This window comes from Acidovorax sp. GW821-FHT10E03, from assembly GCF_059415205.1.
The window spans coordinates 220,757-236,455 of sequence record NZ_JBWKMU010000008.1; the positions used below are offsets into that span (position 1 = coordinate 220,757).

Below are 15,699 nucleotides of genomic sequence, written 5' to 3' on the forward strand. Positions count from 1 at the left end.
ACAACCACATCAAGATTACACCCTCTAATCAGAATCTCATGGCTCCGTCAAGATTGGCGCAACTGATCTTCAAGGAACATCGACCATGAGCACGACACTCGACATCCGCCGCGAATCCACCGAGGTTTTGACCGCTGGGGCCTCCGATCGCCGCGAGTTTGTGAAGGCCACAGGCGTCAGCCTCGCTGCACTGGGCATCCTCTCTGCCACCGGGACTTCCGCTTTCGCGGCACAGGCCCAGCAAACGCCCGGCATACCGCCGGGCGCGGACAACTTCTACAAGAGCGACAAGGTGACTTTGCAGAAGGTCACCTTCAAGAACCAGTACGGCATGCAGGTCGCCGGCAACCTGTTCGTGCCCAAGGATCGCACTGCCGCCAAGCGGCCCGCCCTGGTCGTCGGGCATCCGATGGGCGCGGTCAAGGAACAGAGCACCAACCTTTACGCGACCAAGATGGCCGAACAGGGCTTCGTCGCCATGTCCATCGACCTGCCGTTCTGGGGCGAAAGCGAAGGCGCCGCGCGTAACGCCGTGGCGCCCGACCTGTACGCCGAGGCGTTCAGCGCGGCGGTGGATTTTCTTCGCCCCCAGGACGGGGTGGATCGCGAGCGCATCGGCGGCATCGGCATCTGCGGCAGCGGCGGCTTCATCATCAGCGCGGCCAAGATCGATCCGCGCCTGAAGGCCATTGCCACGGTGAGCATGTACGACATGGGCGCGGTCACTCGCAATGGCTACGGCAAGTCGCAGACGCTCGCGCAGCGCAAGGACAAGCTGGCCCAGGCCGCGCGGCTGCGCGATGAGGAATACACCAGCGGCAAGCCCGTCTTCCAGAACTACCTGCCGGTCGAGCTGCCCCAGGGCGCTGATCCCGTGACCGCGATGTACCACAGCTTCTACCGAACGAAGCGCGGCATCGCCATTCCGGCTGGCCGAACGCTGGAGCAGACGCAGAACCGCACGCTGGCGAGCGAGGTGAAGTTCATGAACTTCTATCCGTTCAATGACATCGAGACGATCTCGCCGCGCCCGCTGCTATTCATTGCAGGCGATCAGGCGCACTCCAGGGAGTTCAGCGAGGACGCTTACCAGCGCGCCGCCGAGCCCAAGGAACTGCATTGGGTCAAGGGCGCCAACCACGTCGATCTGTACGACCGCGTGAACCTGATTCCCTGGGACAAGCTCACCGCATTCTTCAACCAGCATTTGGCCTAAGCGCTCATGACGGCTCAAGTTTCCGGATTTCCTGCGGGTGACGCGCTCCCATTCCCTGAGAGCGGGCAGCAGCCTGCCTACTGGAGCGGTGTCTTTGCAATGACGCTGTGTGTCTTCGCGCTGATCGCCTCCGAGTTCATGCCCGTCAGCCTGCTCACGCCGATTGCCGGCGAACTGCGGGTCAGCGAAGGCTGGGCGGGCTACGGCATCGCCATCTCCGGCGCTTTCGCGGTGCTGACCAGTCTGTCGATCTCATCGCTGGCGGGTTCGATGAACCGCAAGACCCTGCTGCTGATGTTGACCGGGCTGATGTGCATCTCCGGCCTGGTCGTTGGGCTGGCGCCGAACTATGTGGTGTACATGATCGGCCGCGCACTGATCGGTGTGGTGGTGGGCGGCTTCTGGTCGATGTCGGCGGCCGTGGCCATGCGACTGGTGCCGGCCCATAGCGTTCCCAAGGCGCTGGCGGTCTTCAACGGCGGCAACGCGCTGGCGACCGTGGTGGCCGCGCCGCTGGGCAGCTATCTCGGTAGTGTCATCGGCTGGCGTGGCGCCTTCTTCTGCCTGGTGCCGGTGGCTCTGATCGCGCTGGCCTGGCAATGGATCAGCCTGCCGGATATGCAGGCCGAGCCGCGCAACGCCGGTTCGGGCAATGTCTTGCGGCTGTTCAAAAGCCGCCTGGTCATGCTCGGCATGCTGGCGGTGGGGGCCTTCTTCATGGGGCAGTTCGTGCTGTTCACCTATGTTCGCCCTTTCCTGGAGACCGTCACTCGCGTGGACGTCACCACGCTGTCGATGATTCTGCTGGTGATCGGCATCGCGGGTTTCATTGGCACCACGCTGATCGGCACGTTCCTGAAAATGGGTATGTACCGCACGCTGGTGGTGATTCCGGTGCTGATGGCCTCCATCGCACTCGCCCTGGTTGTCCTCGGCAGCGGAGTGGCGGCCACCTTCGTCCTGTTGGGACTATGGGGCCTGGTGGCGACGGCGGCACCCGTGGGCTGGTGGTCGTGGCTGGCCAGGACATTGCCCAAAGATGCCGAAGCCGGCGGTGGCCTGATGGTGGCCGTGATTCAGCTCTCGATTGCGCTCGGTTCGACCGTGGGCGGCGTGCTGTTCGATGGAGGCGGCTATCGCATCACCTTCATCACAAGCGCATCCGTGCTGCTGATCGCAGCCGGGTTGGCCTTCCTGACCTCGCGCGCGCAAGCGACGCAGGCCGCTTGAGCGAGTTGTAGGGAGAAAGGCCGTGCGATGCCAAACTTGACGGCAAGCCGTGCTATCCGGGGCGTTGTCCTGTTGCTTGGTCTGCTGGTACTGGGCGGTTGTGAAGCCAGCCAGCACGCCGTATCGGGCTCGCCTTCGACGGCTACTGCGGCGGCAGCCATGACATCGGAGGAACTACGTATGTGGATGAGTGTCGGCGAACGTCGTTTCGCCATCACCCTGGCGGACAACGCCACGGCGCGCGCGTTTTCCGCGCAACTGCCGTTGACATTGAACATGGCTGAACTCAACGGCAATGAGAAGTACGCCAGCCTGCCCAAAGCCTTGCCTGCGAAAGCAAGCCGGCCCGGAACGATCCGTGATGGCGATCTCATGCTGTATGGCGCGGATACGCTGGTGGTCTTTTACCTGACGTTCGACTCTTCGTATTCATACACCCGTCTGGGCCGTATCGACGATCCTGCGGGTTTGGCTGCTGCCCTTGGCAAGCGTGATGTGCGCATCGTGTTCTCCAAGGATTGAGCGGGGCTCCGCAGCACCGTAAGTAAGCAAAACAGGGCGTGTCGGCGTGACGCGCCGCCGGGCTATTGGGCTGCGCCCCGTGTCGACTTCGCCGTCACGGCCATTCGGCGGCTATCCCTCACGCCTTCGCGCCTGCGGCGCTGCGCGCTGCGCTTGCCTCCAGGGGAAAGTCCCTCGGACTATCCCCGCCGCGCGATGCTTGGCGCCCCTCGATGCGGCCGAACCGGCTGCGCCGGATCGGCCCGGCCAGCGCCTCGCCGCGAGGCACAGGGCGCTGGCGAACACGCTGGCGCTTGCTTCGGCAGGTTGTGCGAATGCGTGCCGTCCTCGACGCTGGCGGGTCTCGCCCATCACGTCACGAAGGACGGTTTACGAACACGGTACCCGGCCTCACTATGGCGCATCCATCCCACACTTCAAGCCCAGCGCCGCAAGGTGCGGCGAGGCGTTCTCGCCCTGGTCGGTTGGGGGTGGCTCTTACCCGTGTCAGGGGCGTTCCAGTACAGCTTTTCTGCAGGGATGCCGAGTCGGCCCTGTCTCCTTTCGGGTTGGGGGTGGTTCGGCCCAAGGCGTCCTTGTGTTGTTGTGAATCCTGGCGGTGGCGCGGCTGCGCCTCGGGCTTCATGGCTGCAACCGTCCGGCGAAAACAATTTCCCCTGCTTTGTCACTGCGTTCGGCGCATTCCTCGCGGGCCAAATTGTTTGCGCCTCCCGGTTCTCCACTGCGTTGCGACCGCAAGCGGTGCAGCCAGCCCGTCCCCCGCCGACCGGATCACAACAAGGACGCGATGGGCGCGAACCTTGTTCAACCGAAAGGAAAATTCATCATGGCCAACATCGGCACCTTCACTGCAGAAAAAGACGGCTTCACCGGCACGCTTTGCACCCTGACACTCAATGTCAAGGCCAAGCTGGTTCCCAACGACAAGGGCGGCAACGAGAACGCCCCCGACTTTCGCATCCAGGCTTCGGGCTTGGACGTGGGTGCAGGGTGGCGCAAGACCAGCGAGGCTGGCAGAGCCTACGTGTCCTGCACCCTCGATGATCCTTCGTTCCCGGCAACGGTCTATGCCCGGCTGATCGAAGGCGAGGACGGCACGCACGACCTGATCTGGTCGCGCAGCAAGCCGCAGGCCGCCTGACGGCCGCCGCGCCCCGTCTGTTGCGACGGGGTGTTTTCGGGGTGCAGCGCAGCGCCGATGCGAACGTGTCGACCTGGGTGCTGACACCACCGCAAGCGTAGAAAAGCCCGGCTTCTCGTGCTCTACACGCGATCAGGAACAAATCGACATCGCGCGTGAGCGGCCTCTCCAGCCCTGCATGCCCAACCACATCTCAGCCCGGAAATGCAGGTCATGCTCTACCGGCCAGCCCCAACACTTGGCCGTGCGGCGCCGCGCATATCGCCAGGGTGAAGAGCACTCCCCAATGTCTCACTGCAAACGGGCCGAGAGGGGCACGTGGAACGCTGTGCTACAGGGTAGCCGCGCATACGATCAGATTTTCAGCTTGAGCAAATAAATCATTAGTCCGGCCATGACCGTATCAAGCTCGAGAAAACCCTCGAAGTCTTTGCCCGCCATCCAGTATGCGTCCCAGTTATTACGCTTGATGGTCTTCTGCCAGACATCGGCTACGGTGGCGCGGCGCACGGCTTCGAGCAGCACGGCCTTGCGTTCAGCCGGGACCTTCTTGCCGGTGAGCACACCGCGCCAGTTGGCGAGGTCAGCGTCCACCCCCTGTTCGCGCACCGACGGAATCCCCAAGAACGGCCGCTTTGACGACACGCCGATGGCGCGCAGCTTGCCGCTGGCCAGGTGGTCGCTGAATTCGCTGTAGCCTGAGATGCCAACTGTTGCCTTGCCAGATTCGAGTGCTTCAACCACTTGCGAGCCGCCAGGGTGCGGCTGGTAAACCAGCGCACCCGCGTTGCCGGCCACGCGTGCCAGCATTCCAGCATACATGTGGTCCACGCCGCCGGCCGATCCACCGGCCACGATCGTCTTTGCGGCGTCGGCGCGCAACTGAGCGATCAGGTCCTTCGGCGTCTTGATGGGAGAGTCCGCTTTCACGGCCACCACTTCGTAGTCGCTGGTGAGCCGGGCCACCGGCGCGACCTGCGCCATCGTGATGGCAGGCTTTTGCAGCGCCACCGCACCGACCATGACCATGCCACTCATCAGCACGGTGTCTGGGTCTGCATCGTACTTCTCAACGTACTTCGCCAGGCCGATGGTGCCGCCCTTGCCCCCAATGTTCTCGTAGCTGACGTCGGCCACCACACGCGAGGCGATCATCGCGGCACCGAGCGCACGGCCAGTTTGATCCCAGCCGCCGCCTTCATTGGCGGGAATAACAATACGTAACTTGGTAACGAGTGGTGGTTCGGCCGCTCCAGACGGTCCTGGCCAGAGTGCAGCGGGCAAAGCACCTGCTGTCGCGGTTGATGTAACCCATGCAGCAAAGTTGCGGCGAGAAACATTGACTGGGAAGGGATGAGTCATTCTGTTTCCTTTTCTCTGTGAGTAACCAAACGACGTACAAAAACCGCGTTAACGCCTGCCTTACCGGTATGGAGAAATCCCGTGCAAGCCGCAGCGCGACCGAATTCAGGCGCAGAAACGAATGACAACTCCTTCATTCGCTGCGTCTCACTGGTGGTGACAGCAGCGCACACGCCAGGATCTACCTCGGCGCGCTTTTCCCATTCCAGCAACGCTTGCGGCATGCAACCGATCATTTGGAAGCACTGCTAGAAGGTACTCATATCGAGAAGTCAGCTCCGAAGACTGACGGTGAAAAATCTGCCATGCCTGCGGGCTTTTGACCCGTCGTCCAAGCCGAAAGCCTATCGGCTGACATCGGCTTGGCGAAGAAGAAGCCCTGCAGTTCATCGCATTTGAGGCCGAGCAAGATTTCGTGCTGCCCTTTTGTCTCGACGCCTTCGGCGACGACAAGCAAGCCCAACTCATGTGCCAATCGAATGACAGCACTGACAATTGCACGGGCGTCGGCGCTGGTTTCGATGTCCGCAACAAAACTGCGATCGATTTTGAGCTGCCGCGCAGGCAATTGACGCAAGTAACTCAAGCTGGAGTAACCGGTTCCAAAATCGTCGATTGACAGGAACACGCCGATCCGAGCAAGGCCCTCAAAGGCATGTTGCGTGCTCTTTATGTCCTCCATCGCAATCGATTCCGTAATTTCGCATAGCAACTGCGAAGGCTCGATGCGGTGATACGCCAAAGCGGCTTCTATGCGCGCGACCAGATCATCCTCGCGCAACTGGTGCACGGAGAGGTTGATCGCGACGCGCATATTCAAGCCACTGTCGGCCCATGCGCGCATCTGGCGGCATGCCTCGTTGATGACCCAGTTGCCCAATGCATTGATCAGGCCAAAACGTTCCGCAATGGGAATGAACACGCCCGGACTCAAAAGGCCATACTGAGGGTGATTCCAGCGCACCAAGGCTTCGACACCTCGTATCTGTCCCAGTTGGCCGTCAATCTTCGGCTGGTAGTGGAGCTGTAGCTGACCCTGCGTCAAGGCCAAGCGAAGGTCGTTCTGAAGACTGAGCTGCTCTAGTGCTCCGGCGTCCATGTGTGACTCGAACAGCACGTAGGTATTGCCCCCTGCCCGCTTTGCAGCGTACATCGCCGCATCAGCATTGACCACGAGCTTGTCCTTGTCGCCGTGATCCGGATAGACAACGATACCAATCGACCCTGAGATCGTCACCTGATGGCCACCCACCTCGATGGGGCATGTGAGTGCCTCCAGCAGGCGCCGAGCAAGGCTGACAGAGTCGGCTACGTTGGCTGGATCTTCCATCAGAAGCACGAACTCGTCGCCGCCGATGCGTGCAACGGTATCGGTCTCACGTGCAACCTCACGCAGGCGTAAGGCGGCGGCTTTCAACACCTCGTCGCCGGCGGCATGGCCGAGCGAATCGTTGACAGGCTTGAAGCCATCGAGGTCAATGAACAGCACGGCAATCTTTTCCAATTTGCGGTTGGAAGTTCGCTTCTCATTGCGCTCGCGGCGTTGCAGTGCCTGTGCCAGGCGATCTTCAAATAGCAGTCGGTTGGGCAGGCCTGTCAGCGGATCCTGAAAGGCCCGACGACTCAGCTCTTCATTGGCAGCCTGCAGCTTGACGTTCGCTACCTTCATCGTGCTTTGCATGCGCGCATCAAGAATGGATGTGCACAGTGTCATGGCCAGCAAGACTACCGACGACGATGACACCATCGTTCCTAGCTGGACACCAGCAAGAGCACCAGAGCTGATACATACGGCACCAACAGGAAAAGACGCTGCAGCCATGCCGGTGTAGTGCATGCCGCAGATGGCCATACCCATGACTAGCGCGGCCAGGCTCTGATAAAGGAAGCGACGTTGCGAGTCGATCTTCCTCATCCAAAAGAAGATCAACAAGGCGGCTGCGGATGCACCCACCGCGATCACGCCGGAGGCCGCTACCAGCCGTAAATCCCAAACAATTCCAGGGGCCATATCCAGTGCGGCCATACCGGTGTAGTGCATCGTGCAGATGCCCAATCCCATTGCCAGCGCACCTCCTCCTAGCCGACCCCAAGTGAGTTCCCCTTGGCTCGCAACGAATAAAGCGATGGCAGAGACCGCGACCCCTGCAACCCATGAAGCCACAGTGAGGCCCGTTGTATATCCCAATGCTATCGGCAGCGAAAACGCGAGCATTCCCACGAAATGCATGCACCAGATGCCGGTTCCCATGGCAATCGAGCCACCGATCCACCAGCTCAATGCGACACTACGGTCGCGCGTACGCACCCGCTTGGCCAGATCCAGCGCGACATAGGACGCAAAGGTGGCAATCAGAAGCGAAAGGGCTACACCCCAAAGGTCGTAGCTCGAAGACAGGTACTGCATAGCATTTTTCTAGTTAGATGCGGATCTCCGCTCAACCTTGCCTGCATTGAGCAGACTTTCAGTAGCCATCTTCTCCACGGATAGGGCAACTATGATCTCGCCTTGCCTATCAGTTCAAAAACTTCCCCATTCGTCGCTCTGTATTGGTTTGGTAGATGGCGCCAACGTACTGGCCACGACCGGCGCCGCAGGCTTGCGTACGAAGGACGGGGTCACCCGCGTGGGCGCAGGCATTGCAGCACGCTGTGCGTCGCCGTTATGTCCCGCTGACAACCGAAACACTGCGACTGCTTCCACCAATTGAGTGGCCTGTGTTTTAAGGCTGTCCGCTGCTGCGGCGCTTTGCTCCACGAGTGCAGCATTCTGTTGCGTGGCTTGGTCCATCTGCGTGATCGCTTCACCGACCTGCGCCACACCCGCGCTCTGCTCACTGCTGGCGGCGCTGATCTCCCCCATGATGTCTGTCACACGACGGATGGAACTCACGACCTGTGTCATCGTCTCACCAGCCTTGTCCACGAGTTGCGTACCTTGCTCCACGCGCTCCACGCTGTCAGTGATCAGTTGCTTGATCTCCTTGGCCGCATCCGCCGAGCGTTTCGCCAGACTGCGCACCTCGCTCGCAACGACGGCGAAGCCCCTGCCCTGCTCACCAGCCCGGGCCGCCTCCACTGCGGCGTTGAGGGCCAAAATGTTGGTCTGGAAGGCGATTCCGTCGATTACACCAATGATGTCGGCGATCTTGCGGCTCGAATCATTGATGCCCTTCATGGTCCCCACCACCTGGGCCACCACATCGCCACCCTGAACGGCGACAGTGCTGGCACTCACGGCCAACTGGTTGGCCTGCCGCGCGTTGTCTGCGTTCTGGCGCACGGTGGAACCAAGTTGCTCCATCGAGGCTGCTGTTTCCTCCAGCGCGCTAGCCTGGCTCTCAATGCGTGCAGACAAGTCATTGTTGCCTTGGGCTATCTGGGCACTGGCCGTGGCCACGCTCTCGGCGTTAGCACGCACGCCAGAGACCACGCGGGCCAAGTTTTCCTGCATGCCGCGCAACGCTTCTAGAAGTGCTGCGGCCTCGTCGCGGCCTTCAGCCACGATGGGCTGTGTCAGATCACCCTGGGCAATCTGACCAGCGTGGTGGACGGCCCGTCGCAGCGGAGTGATGACCGAGCGACTGAGAAGAAAGGCGGCACCTGCACCGAACAGAAGTGCCATCATGGTGCAGGCAATGAGAATCATGCGCCCCTGCAACGCCTGTGCCGCTGCTTCGTCTCGGGTATGTTCGTAGAGCTTTAGCTGCCGAAGCTCAAATGTCTCGAGCGTCTTGCTGTAGGCATCGGCAAGGGGCTTGATCTGTGTCTCCAAGACGTCTGAAGTGTCCTCACCAGCTCTCTTGCGCTTGAGCAGTTCAGCGCGTGGGCCGCGATAGGCCTCACGTGCCTTGTCGATGTCGAGCACCAACTGGCGTCCCGTATCGGTCCGAATCAGCCCCTCCACCGTGTTGCGCGCGGCAGTGGCATCAGCGGACGTCCTATCCATCTCAGCCTGCCAGGCTGCCAGGTTACTAGGGTCAGAACCCTGCATTGCGGCGCGCGTGCGCACCCAGTTTGAGTCTATGGCATGACGCCACTGCATGGTAGCCCGAAGGCGTTCGTTGTCGACGCTAGCCAATTGCTGAGTAACTTGTCCCAGTGCATGCAAGCGCCACATACCCACAACGGCGATGACCGCGGTGATGAACAACACCAAGCCAAACGAAAAGGCCAACCGCGGCCCAATTTTGATGCTGCTCAGATTCACGCTAGTTCCCCAAATATGACTTTGAATGAGAATTCCCCTACCCAATGGCAGCGATCATCATGCTCACGAACGTGGCATACCAGATCCGGAGCATCCATCACTCTGGTGCGATGTTTTACCGCGCAGCAATGCACTCAGCAGCCTCATCGAATTGAATAAGGCCCGGCCATCAAGTACTCAGCGTAAAACGCCAAACACGTAAAAATGACGGCGTATTGCGACTCACCGCCAAGCACAACAACCGCTTCTATCGTCTTTTCGAACGGTTTGAGTTATGCGAATGAGGTCACTGGATGGGATAGTTCAAGGTTAAAAATTCCGTATCCGTAAATTTACGGCTCGTTTACATGCCGTAACAATCCTTTATTGTAGTAATTTTTAGCCCAATAACACAGGTGAAAATAGACCTCATCCAAGTGATTTCAGGACAATATTGAAGCCCCCCTCAAAACGTCATCCGTACGTACGGTCATACCCGCTCCATACACACGACAAACTTCCATCGATTGCCGCACATCCCAGGATCGCACCCATCACCCTGATTCTTGGTTACGCTCGCCGCGCGAGCCGGTTTTTCGCAGCGGGCCCTTGGGGTCAGGTGGGCGTTGATGGAGACCCACACCCCCTGGCACAGAAAGTTTTGGGCACCAGGACCCGATGCAGGACCCTGACGGTACAAGTGAGCGCACTCTTTGGGTTGCATACATCGGCGCAAAGCGAAGCCGAGTGTTCCTACTGCAGACGGCGAACGCATTGCGCTGCAGGGAGTTTTGCCGGGATGGAAGTCGCAAACCTAATGCGATACCAGCTTGACTGACAAGACGCGCAGCACGCCACTCAAAATCATGGTCAAAACAAACCTGAATCCAGTCAGATTTCACCTTTCACGCAAAAATCATCTGTACGACAATATGTATTTTGTCCCATTGCTCTTCACTTAGCGCTACAGCATTAGTATTGAGCGCAATCTTTCGTTCCTTTTTGCACTCTGATCTAACAAAGTGGATTCGATCTGTAAAGCATAAACGCACTTATGCTTGGTGATAGCCAATTTAGTCACCATGATCACGAGTATCCGATCTATGCATTTCATCCGCATGTTGGCGCTTTTTGTGCCTGTGGCGTTGGGTTACCGTGGGAACGGGTCTTGCCACGCTCACCAAATTGGCCGCGTTGGGATTTTTTTTTAGAGCATGATTAGCCACAAGCAGCGGCCCGTACGTCGCCTCTGCAGCGGCGGGAAGTGCTCAGCATGTTGGCTGGCTTTTTTTGGGATGGGCAATGAGCGGCGGCCCCCGAAACTACTACCGTTGTTGCATGTAGCGTCGAGTTCTGCTTCCTCTGGTTGTATAGTGCCAGTGAGTGATACGGTCGTTACTACCACCCCCTTCCCGCGCTGGCCATTCGCGGCATACATTGCAGCGGCGTGGCTACAGCAGATGGCCTTGAATGCTCGGTCTGCCTTGGCGCGGGCATGTTGGCGGAACAAGAAACTCGGGACGACATCGTCGCCGCCACGGCTGGATATGACACGACATTCTTCGGCACTTGAGGTCCGCGTGAACGGCAAATCTTCGGTTGGCCATTTACGCCAAGATGACCTCTTTGAACGCATTGGTGCAGCGCCAATTAGTCATCGCTCGGGCATCAGTCGACATATGCACGAGATCACCCGAACCGGTAACAATAGAAGACATCCAGGCGACGCTGAACGCCTTCGAAGGCTTGAATCGCAGGGTGCGACGATTTCGGTGCGGGTGCCTCTGTTTGAATTGCTTGCGCAGGCATCCAGCGGCAACTCAAGATTGACCGCAGATTTATTCAGAGCCCCGAAAATCGGTGCTATCTGCCAACGCAGCCGATGCGCGGACGAATTATTGGCTTGGGCGCTAGGTTCAAAACCTGTAAAGGGCACCCACTTCTCACCATCTTTTACTAAAGGGATAGGGATTTCCTGACATTCCCATTCAATACATTTATTCGAATCCAGCCTCCTCCATGAGGAGCACATTCTTCACTGGCGTCACGTCCTATGTTTCTTGAGCTAGCCAAAGGTGTCGCGCTGCTGCTGGCGCTATGTTCTCTCCACGGCTTCGGGGCGAGGCTATGGCCTCGAAGTTCGCTGCCCGGATCGCTTGTCTCAGGTTTTATCTTCGGCAGCATCTGCGTCGTGGGCATGCTTACGCCGTTGACGCTTGAGCCAGGCGTGATCTTCGACGCGCGCTCAGTCATGCTCAGTATGGCCGGCTTGTTCGGCGGTGTGCTGGTGGTCAGCGTCGCGGCAGTCATGTCCGCTATGGCTCGGTTGTATTTGGGTGGCGCAGGAGTTGAGACAGGCCTATTCGTGATCCTGCTTTGTTCCGTCTCAGGCCTGGGATACCGTTATGCACGCTCCCGCGGCTGGCTGGGCGTGGGGCCCGTCATGCTGGCTCTCTTTGGGCTACTGCTGCACAGTGCGATGCTGGCCGTATTCCAATTGCTGCCCGATGAAGTCGCACGGCACATCAACGAGACAGTGGCCCTGCCTTTCTTGGTCACGCTCACCCTGGCCACGACAGTGCTCGGCTGGCTGCTGCTCGATGTGGAGAAACGCTGGGCCACCGAAGAAGCGCTAAAGGGCGCAGTAGACGCTTTGCGTGAATCAGAGTTGCGCTTTCACTCCGTGCTACGCAACATTCCATCCATCTCGGTGCAGGGCTACCGGGAGGATGGTGCCACGACCTATTGGAACCGGGCATCGGAGAAGCTCTACGGCTACACAGCCGAAGAGGCCATGGGTAACAACCTGCTGGATTTGATCATCCCACTCCCTATGCACGATTTTGTGCGCAAAGAGATGCGCCACATGTTCGCCACCGGTGAGGCAATTCCAGCGGGAGAATTGCAATTGCGGCGCAAGGATGGCTCACTAGTGGACGTATTCTCGAGCCACGCCCTCATTGAAGTACCCGGTCAGCCGCCAGAGATGTTCTGCATCGACATCGACATCTCGAGGCGCAAGGCCGCGGAAGAGCAAGCACACTACTTGGCATTCTTTGACGCGCTCACGCAGTTGCCCAACCGTCGTCTGCTGATGGATCGCCTGCAGCAAGCGAAGGCCAACAACGCGCACTCTGGCATGGCCACAGCAGTAATGCTCGTGGATATTGACAACTTCCAGACCCTGAACGACACCCAGAGCCATGAAGTGGGCGATATGCTCCTGCAGCGTGTTGCCCAAAGTTTGCGCGACAGTGTCGGTGCGCAGGACACCGTGGCCCGCTTGGGCGGCGATGAGTTTGTAGTGGCGTTATCGAGTCTCAGCAGCGATGCGCAGGAGGCGGCCAGTCAGGCACGTGCGCTGGGCGAATTGATCCTGGCACGGCTGCGCGAACCCCATGAGCTGCTCGGGCATAAGCACCACTTTTCTGCCAGCATCGGGATCTCGCTGTTCAGCGGACAGGAGTCCGTTGACGAAGTCCTCAAGCAAGCAGACCTAGCGATGTACCGCGCCAAGGAGGCCGGGCGCAATACCCTGCGATTCTTTGATCCCGAAATGCAGCTGGTCATGAACCGCCGCGTAGCGCTGGAAACCGAACTTCACAAAGGTCTGCGCGACCAGCAGTTTTTGCTGTTTTACCAACCCCAGGTAGATAGCGAGGGACGCACGACAGGCGCCGAGGTCCTGGTGCGATGGAAGCACCCCATGCACGGCATGGTGCCTCCGAACGAATTCATCCCCCTTGCCGAGGCTACAGGGCTGATCTTGCCCTTAGGCCACTGGATCATGGAGACAGCCCTACGCCAACAGGGGCGCTGGCGGCACGATCCAGCATTCAGCCACTTGAACCTGTCCATTAACGTGAGTGCGCGCCAGTTTTTACAAGAAGACTTTGTTGCACAGATCCTTGTGCTGTTGCAAAGCACTGGCGCCGACCCCAGACGGATCAAACTGGAGTTGACCGAAAGCCTGTTGCTGCACTGTATAGACGACGTCATAGCAACCATGCGCGCGCTCCAAGCACATGGCTTAGAGTTTTCACTAGACGACTTTGGTACGGGCTACTCATCGATGAACTATCTGAAGCGCCTGCCGCTTTCCCAGATCAAAATCGACCAAGGGTTTGTGCGAGATATGTTGCTCAATCCGAGTGATGCGGCCATCGCACACTCGATCATCGCGCTCGCGGGTAGTCTGGGCCTTAGTGTCATCGCAGAAGGGGTGGAAACCCAGGCGCACTACCGGTTTCTGCTTGAACATGGGTGCTTGGCTTTCCAGGGCTACCTGTTTGGGCGCCCAATGGCACTGGAGGCGTACGAGCAGCAGGCCCGCATGAGTCCATCAGTACTGAACTTGGCTCAAAAATGATCAAGGCACTTTAATTTTCACAGCCTTCAAACCCTTGCGCGTGCACCACACTCGGAAACTTGCCTGCTCTCGCTTTCACCCCATGAAATTGCTCCTGCTGAACAAATAAATCCATGCGAAGCTAAAACCCAAAAACTCGGCGCCGATATCTCGACAGTTCTGTACCAGCCGAATTACAAAGAATAGTCTCGACCAGCGCCTGCGCTGTCATCGGTAAAAAAGTTCAGTGTCAAATTTTTCGCGCAAATCACGCCAGACCGAAGTCCTTGCATTGCAGGGGCGTGAACCGGGCAGCGCCTCGACCTACATGAACGTTGTGCTCTAGCGCCTGTGCTTAACATCAGTTGAATCACCTGGCTCGGATTTTGCACCACCCCGTTTCAGGAACTTGCAATGCGCTCAGCTTATAAACACTGGCGGATGTCTCGAGAAGTTCTAGGTGGCAAAAAAGGCTATGCGAGCCTGTATTGGCTTGGCGTCTTCCCTGTCCACCGGATGAATGCGTGCCGGAAGTTGGATGCGTCGCTGTATCCCAGGCACGCAGCAATCTGGTCTGTCGTCATAGCTGTCTTGAGCAGGTATTGCATGGCCAACTCCAGCCGAACCTCCGCCAGAATCTGCCGGTAGGTCGTCCCCACCTCCTCAAGTCTGCGCCGCAGCGTACGGGTTTCCATCAACAGTTCCTTCGCCATAGCTTGTGTCGTCGGAAACCGACGCGGAAGATGCTCGATCAATACCCGCCTGACCGTGGTTGCGACACCCACTGGTTTAGCGATGGTCAATAACAACTGCTGGCATTGATCGCGCGCCATTTGATGGGTAGCCAAATAGGATCTGTCGGTTTCCCCTTCGGTGAGTTCAGCATCAAAGGCCACAAGATTCACATCTTGACTGAATTGCGCAGAACGCCCAAAAAGCATTCGATACGCACTGGCATGTGGTGGCGCAGCAAACATCACTCGAATATCCCTGAACTCAAACGATGGCCCATACAGTTCCCGTGAAAGCATAAGTAGCGCGGCATAGCTGAACTCGATCGTGAAGCGATAAATATCGTCCGTGGGGTCCGGTGTCAACAAAACATCGTAGTGATAGCGACGAATCTTGTCGTCGTGCGCTGATTCGATCCGCACGCCAGGAACCGCGACATGCTGGAACGTCTGAAGCACATCATTTCTGGCTGCGAATGACTCGCCAGTTTCCACCGCATAACCAAACATCCCATAGTGCACTATTCGCATTCGACTTCCCGCACGCAAAGCCAACGTGGAATCAGTCTCAAGGCGACAGGCATTTCGATATATCTGCGTCAATTGCCTCACCGAAACTCGCGTCTCCGGCTTTCGTAGGTCTTCGCAGGAAACCCCACTGTCAAACAAAACTTGGCTTGGCTCAACGCCATCTTCCTCAAGGGCCGACATGATTGAGGCAATGCGCTGGCACGTATAGACACGCGCGTCAAAGTCAAGTTTGGTGCGTGGCATTTTCTTTGTCTCTATCGATTGACGCTGATTCACTTACACCGATTAATCTGCATCAATCGCAGTCTTCTTCGGTTCGTCAGATTTGCCCATGGGGTGAGCATGCAGAACCACTTCAAGCCTCCACCAGTGTTGAAGAAAACAGCAACCGCGCTGGCTCAACTGCTGGACTTAGGCTCAATTCAGCGC

General features: G+C 58.5%; 11 protein-coding genes. 6 read left to right on the top strand and 5 right to left on the bottom strand.

Features of this window, described 5'->3' with window-relative positions; all coding sequences use genetic code 11:
- Window positions 1-85 precede the first annotated feature (85 nt).
- The 4 genes from AC07OD_RS16030 to AC07OD_RS16045 all read left to right on the top strand — a co-directional run bounded on the left by AC07OD_RS16030 (window position 86) and on the right by AC07OD_RS16045 (window position 4,109).
- The gene (locus AC07OD_RS16030) at window positions 86-1,216 is read left to right on the top strand and encodes an alpha/beta hydrolase (protein WP_494597464.1); all 1,131 of its coding nucleotides are present in this window, start codon (window positions 86-88) and stop codon (window positions 1,214-1,216) included.
- Between the two features lie 99 nt (window positions 1,217-1,315).
- Window positions 1,316-2,446 carry an MFS transporter gene (locus AC07OD_RS16035; protein ID WP_494597465.1) on the top strand — a complete coding sequence of 377 codons (1,131 nt, stop codon included), beginning with the start codon at window positions 1,316-1,318 and terminating at the stop codon, window positions 2,444-2,446.
- A gap of 27 nt (window positions 2,447-2,473) precedes the next feature.
- Window positions 2,474-2,968, top strand: a complete 495-nt coding sequence (locus AC07OD_RS16040) for a cyclophilin-like fold protein (protein ID WP_494597466.1) — start codon at window positions 2,474-2,476, stop codon at window positions 2,966-2,968.
- An 826-nt stretch (window positions 2,969-3,794) separates the two neighbouring features.
- A complete protein-coding gene (locus AC07OD_RS16045; protein ID WP_494597467.1) occupies window positions 3,795-4,109 on the top strand; it encodes a DUF736 domain-containing protein in 315 nt (104 codons plus the stop codon).
- A 354-nt stretch (window positions 4,110-4,463) separates the two neighbouring features.
- Here the strand turns inward: AC07OD_RS16045 and AC07OD_RS16050 are convergent, their stop codons facing one another.
- The 4 genes from AC07OD_RS16050 to AC07OD_RS16065 form a co-directional block, all read right to left on the bottom strand.
- Entirely contained in the window at window positions 4,464-5,471 is a 1,008-nt protein-coding gene (locus AC07OD_RS16050) for a Bug family tripartite tricarboxylate transporter substrate binding protein (RefSeq protein WP_494597468.1), read from the bottom strand.
- Window positions 5,468-5,695 (bottom strand): hypothetical protein, encoded by a 228-nt coding sequence (locus AC07OD_RS16055; protein WP_494597469.1) that lies wholly within the window; start codon window positions 5,693-5,695, stop codon window positions 5,468-5,470. Before AC07OD_RS16055 ends, AC07OD_RS16050 begins: the two co-directional genes overlap by 4 nt.
- A 35-nt stretch (window positions 5,696-5,730) precedes the next feature.
- Entirely contained in the window at window positions 5,731-7,878 is a 2,148-nt protein-coding gene (locus AC07OD_RS16060) for a putative bifunctional diguanylate cyclase/phosphodiesterase (protein WP_494597470.1), read from the bottom strand.
- A gap of 114 nt (window positions 7,879-7,992) precedes the next feature.
- Window positions 7,993-9,681, bottom strand: coding sequence for a methyl-accepting chemotaxis protein (locus AC07OD_RS16065; RefSeq protein WP_494597471.1), 1,689 nt, complete (start codon window positions 9,679-9,681; stop codon window positions 7,993-7,995).
- A 1,559-nt stretch (window positions 9,682-11,240) separates the two neighbouring features.
- Between AC07OD_RS16065 and AC07OD_RS16070 the strand changes: the two genes are divergently transcribed.
- Window positions 11,241-11,639 (top strand): hypothetical protein, encoded by a 399-nt coding sequence (locus tag AC07OD_RS16070; RefSeq protein WP_494597472.1) that lies wholly within the window; start codon window positions 11,241-11,243, stop codon window positions 11,637-11,639.
- A gap of 74 nt (window positions 11,640-11,713) precedes the next feature.
- Window positions 11,714-14,029 carry a putative bifunctional diguanylate cyclase/phosphodiesterase gene (locus tag AC07OD_RS16075; protein ID WP_494597473.1) on the top strand — a complete coding sequence of 772 codons (2,316 nt, stop codon included), beginning with the start codon at window positions 11,714-11,716 and terminating at the stop codon, window positions 14,027-14,029.
- Between the two features lie 452 nt (window positions 14,030-14,481).
- Here AC07OD_RS16075 and AC07OD_RS16080 read toward each other — a convergent pair whose 3' ends face one another.
- The gene (locus tag AC07OD_RS16080; protein ID WP_494597474.1) at window positions 14,482-15,513 is read right to left on the bottom strand and encodes an AraC family transcriptional regulator; all 1,032 of its coding nucleotides are present in this window, start codon (window positions 15,511-15,513) and stop codon (window positions 14,482-14,484) included.
- Between the last annotated feature and the right edge of the window lie 186 nt (window positions 15,514-15,699).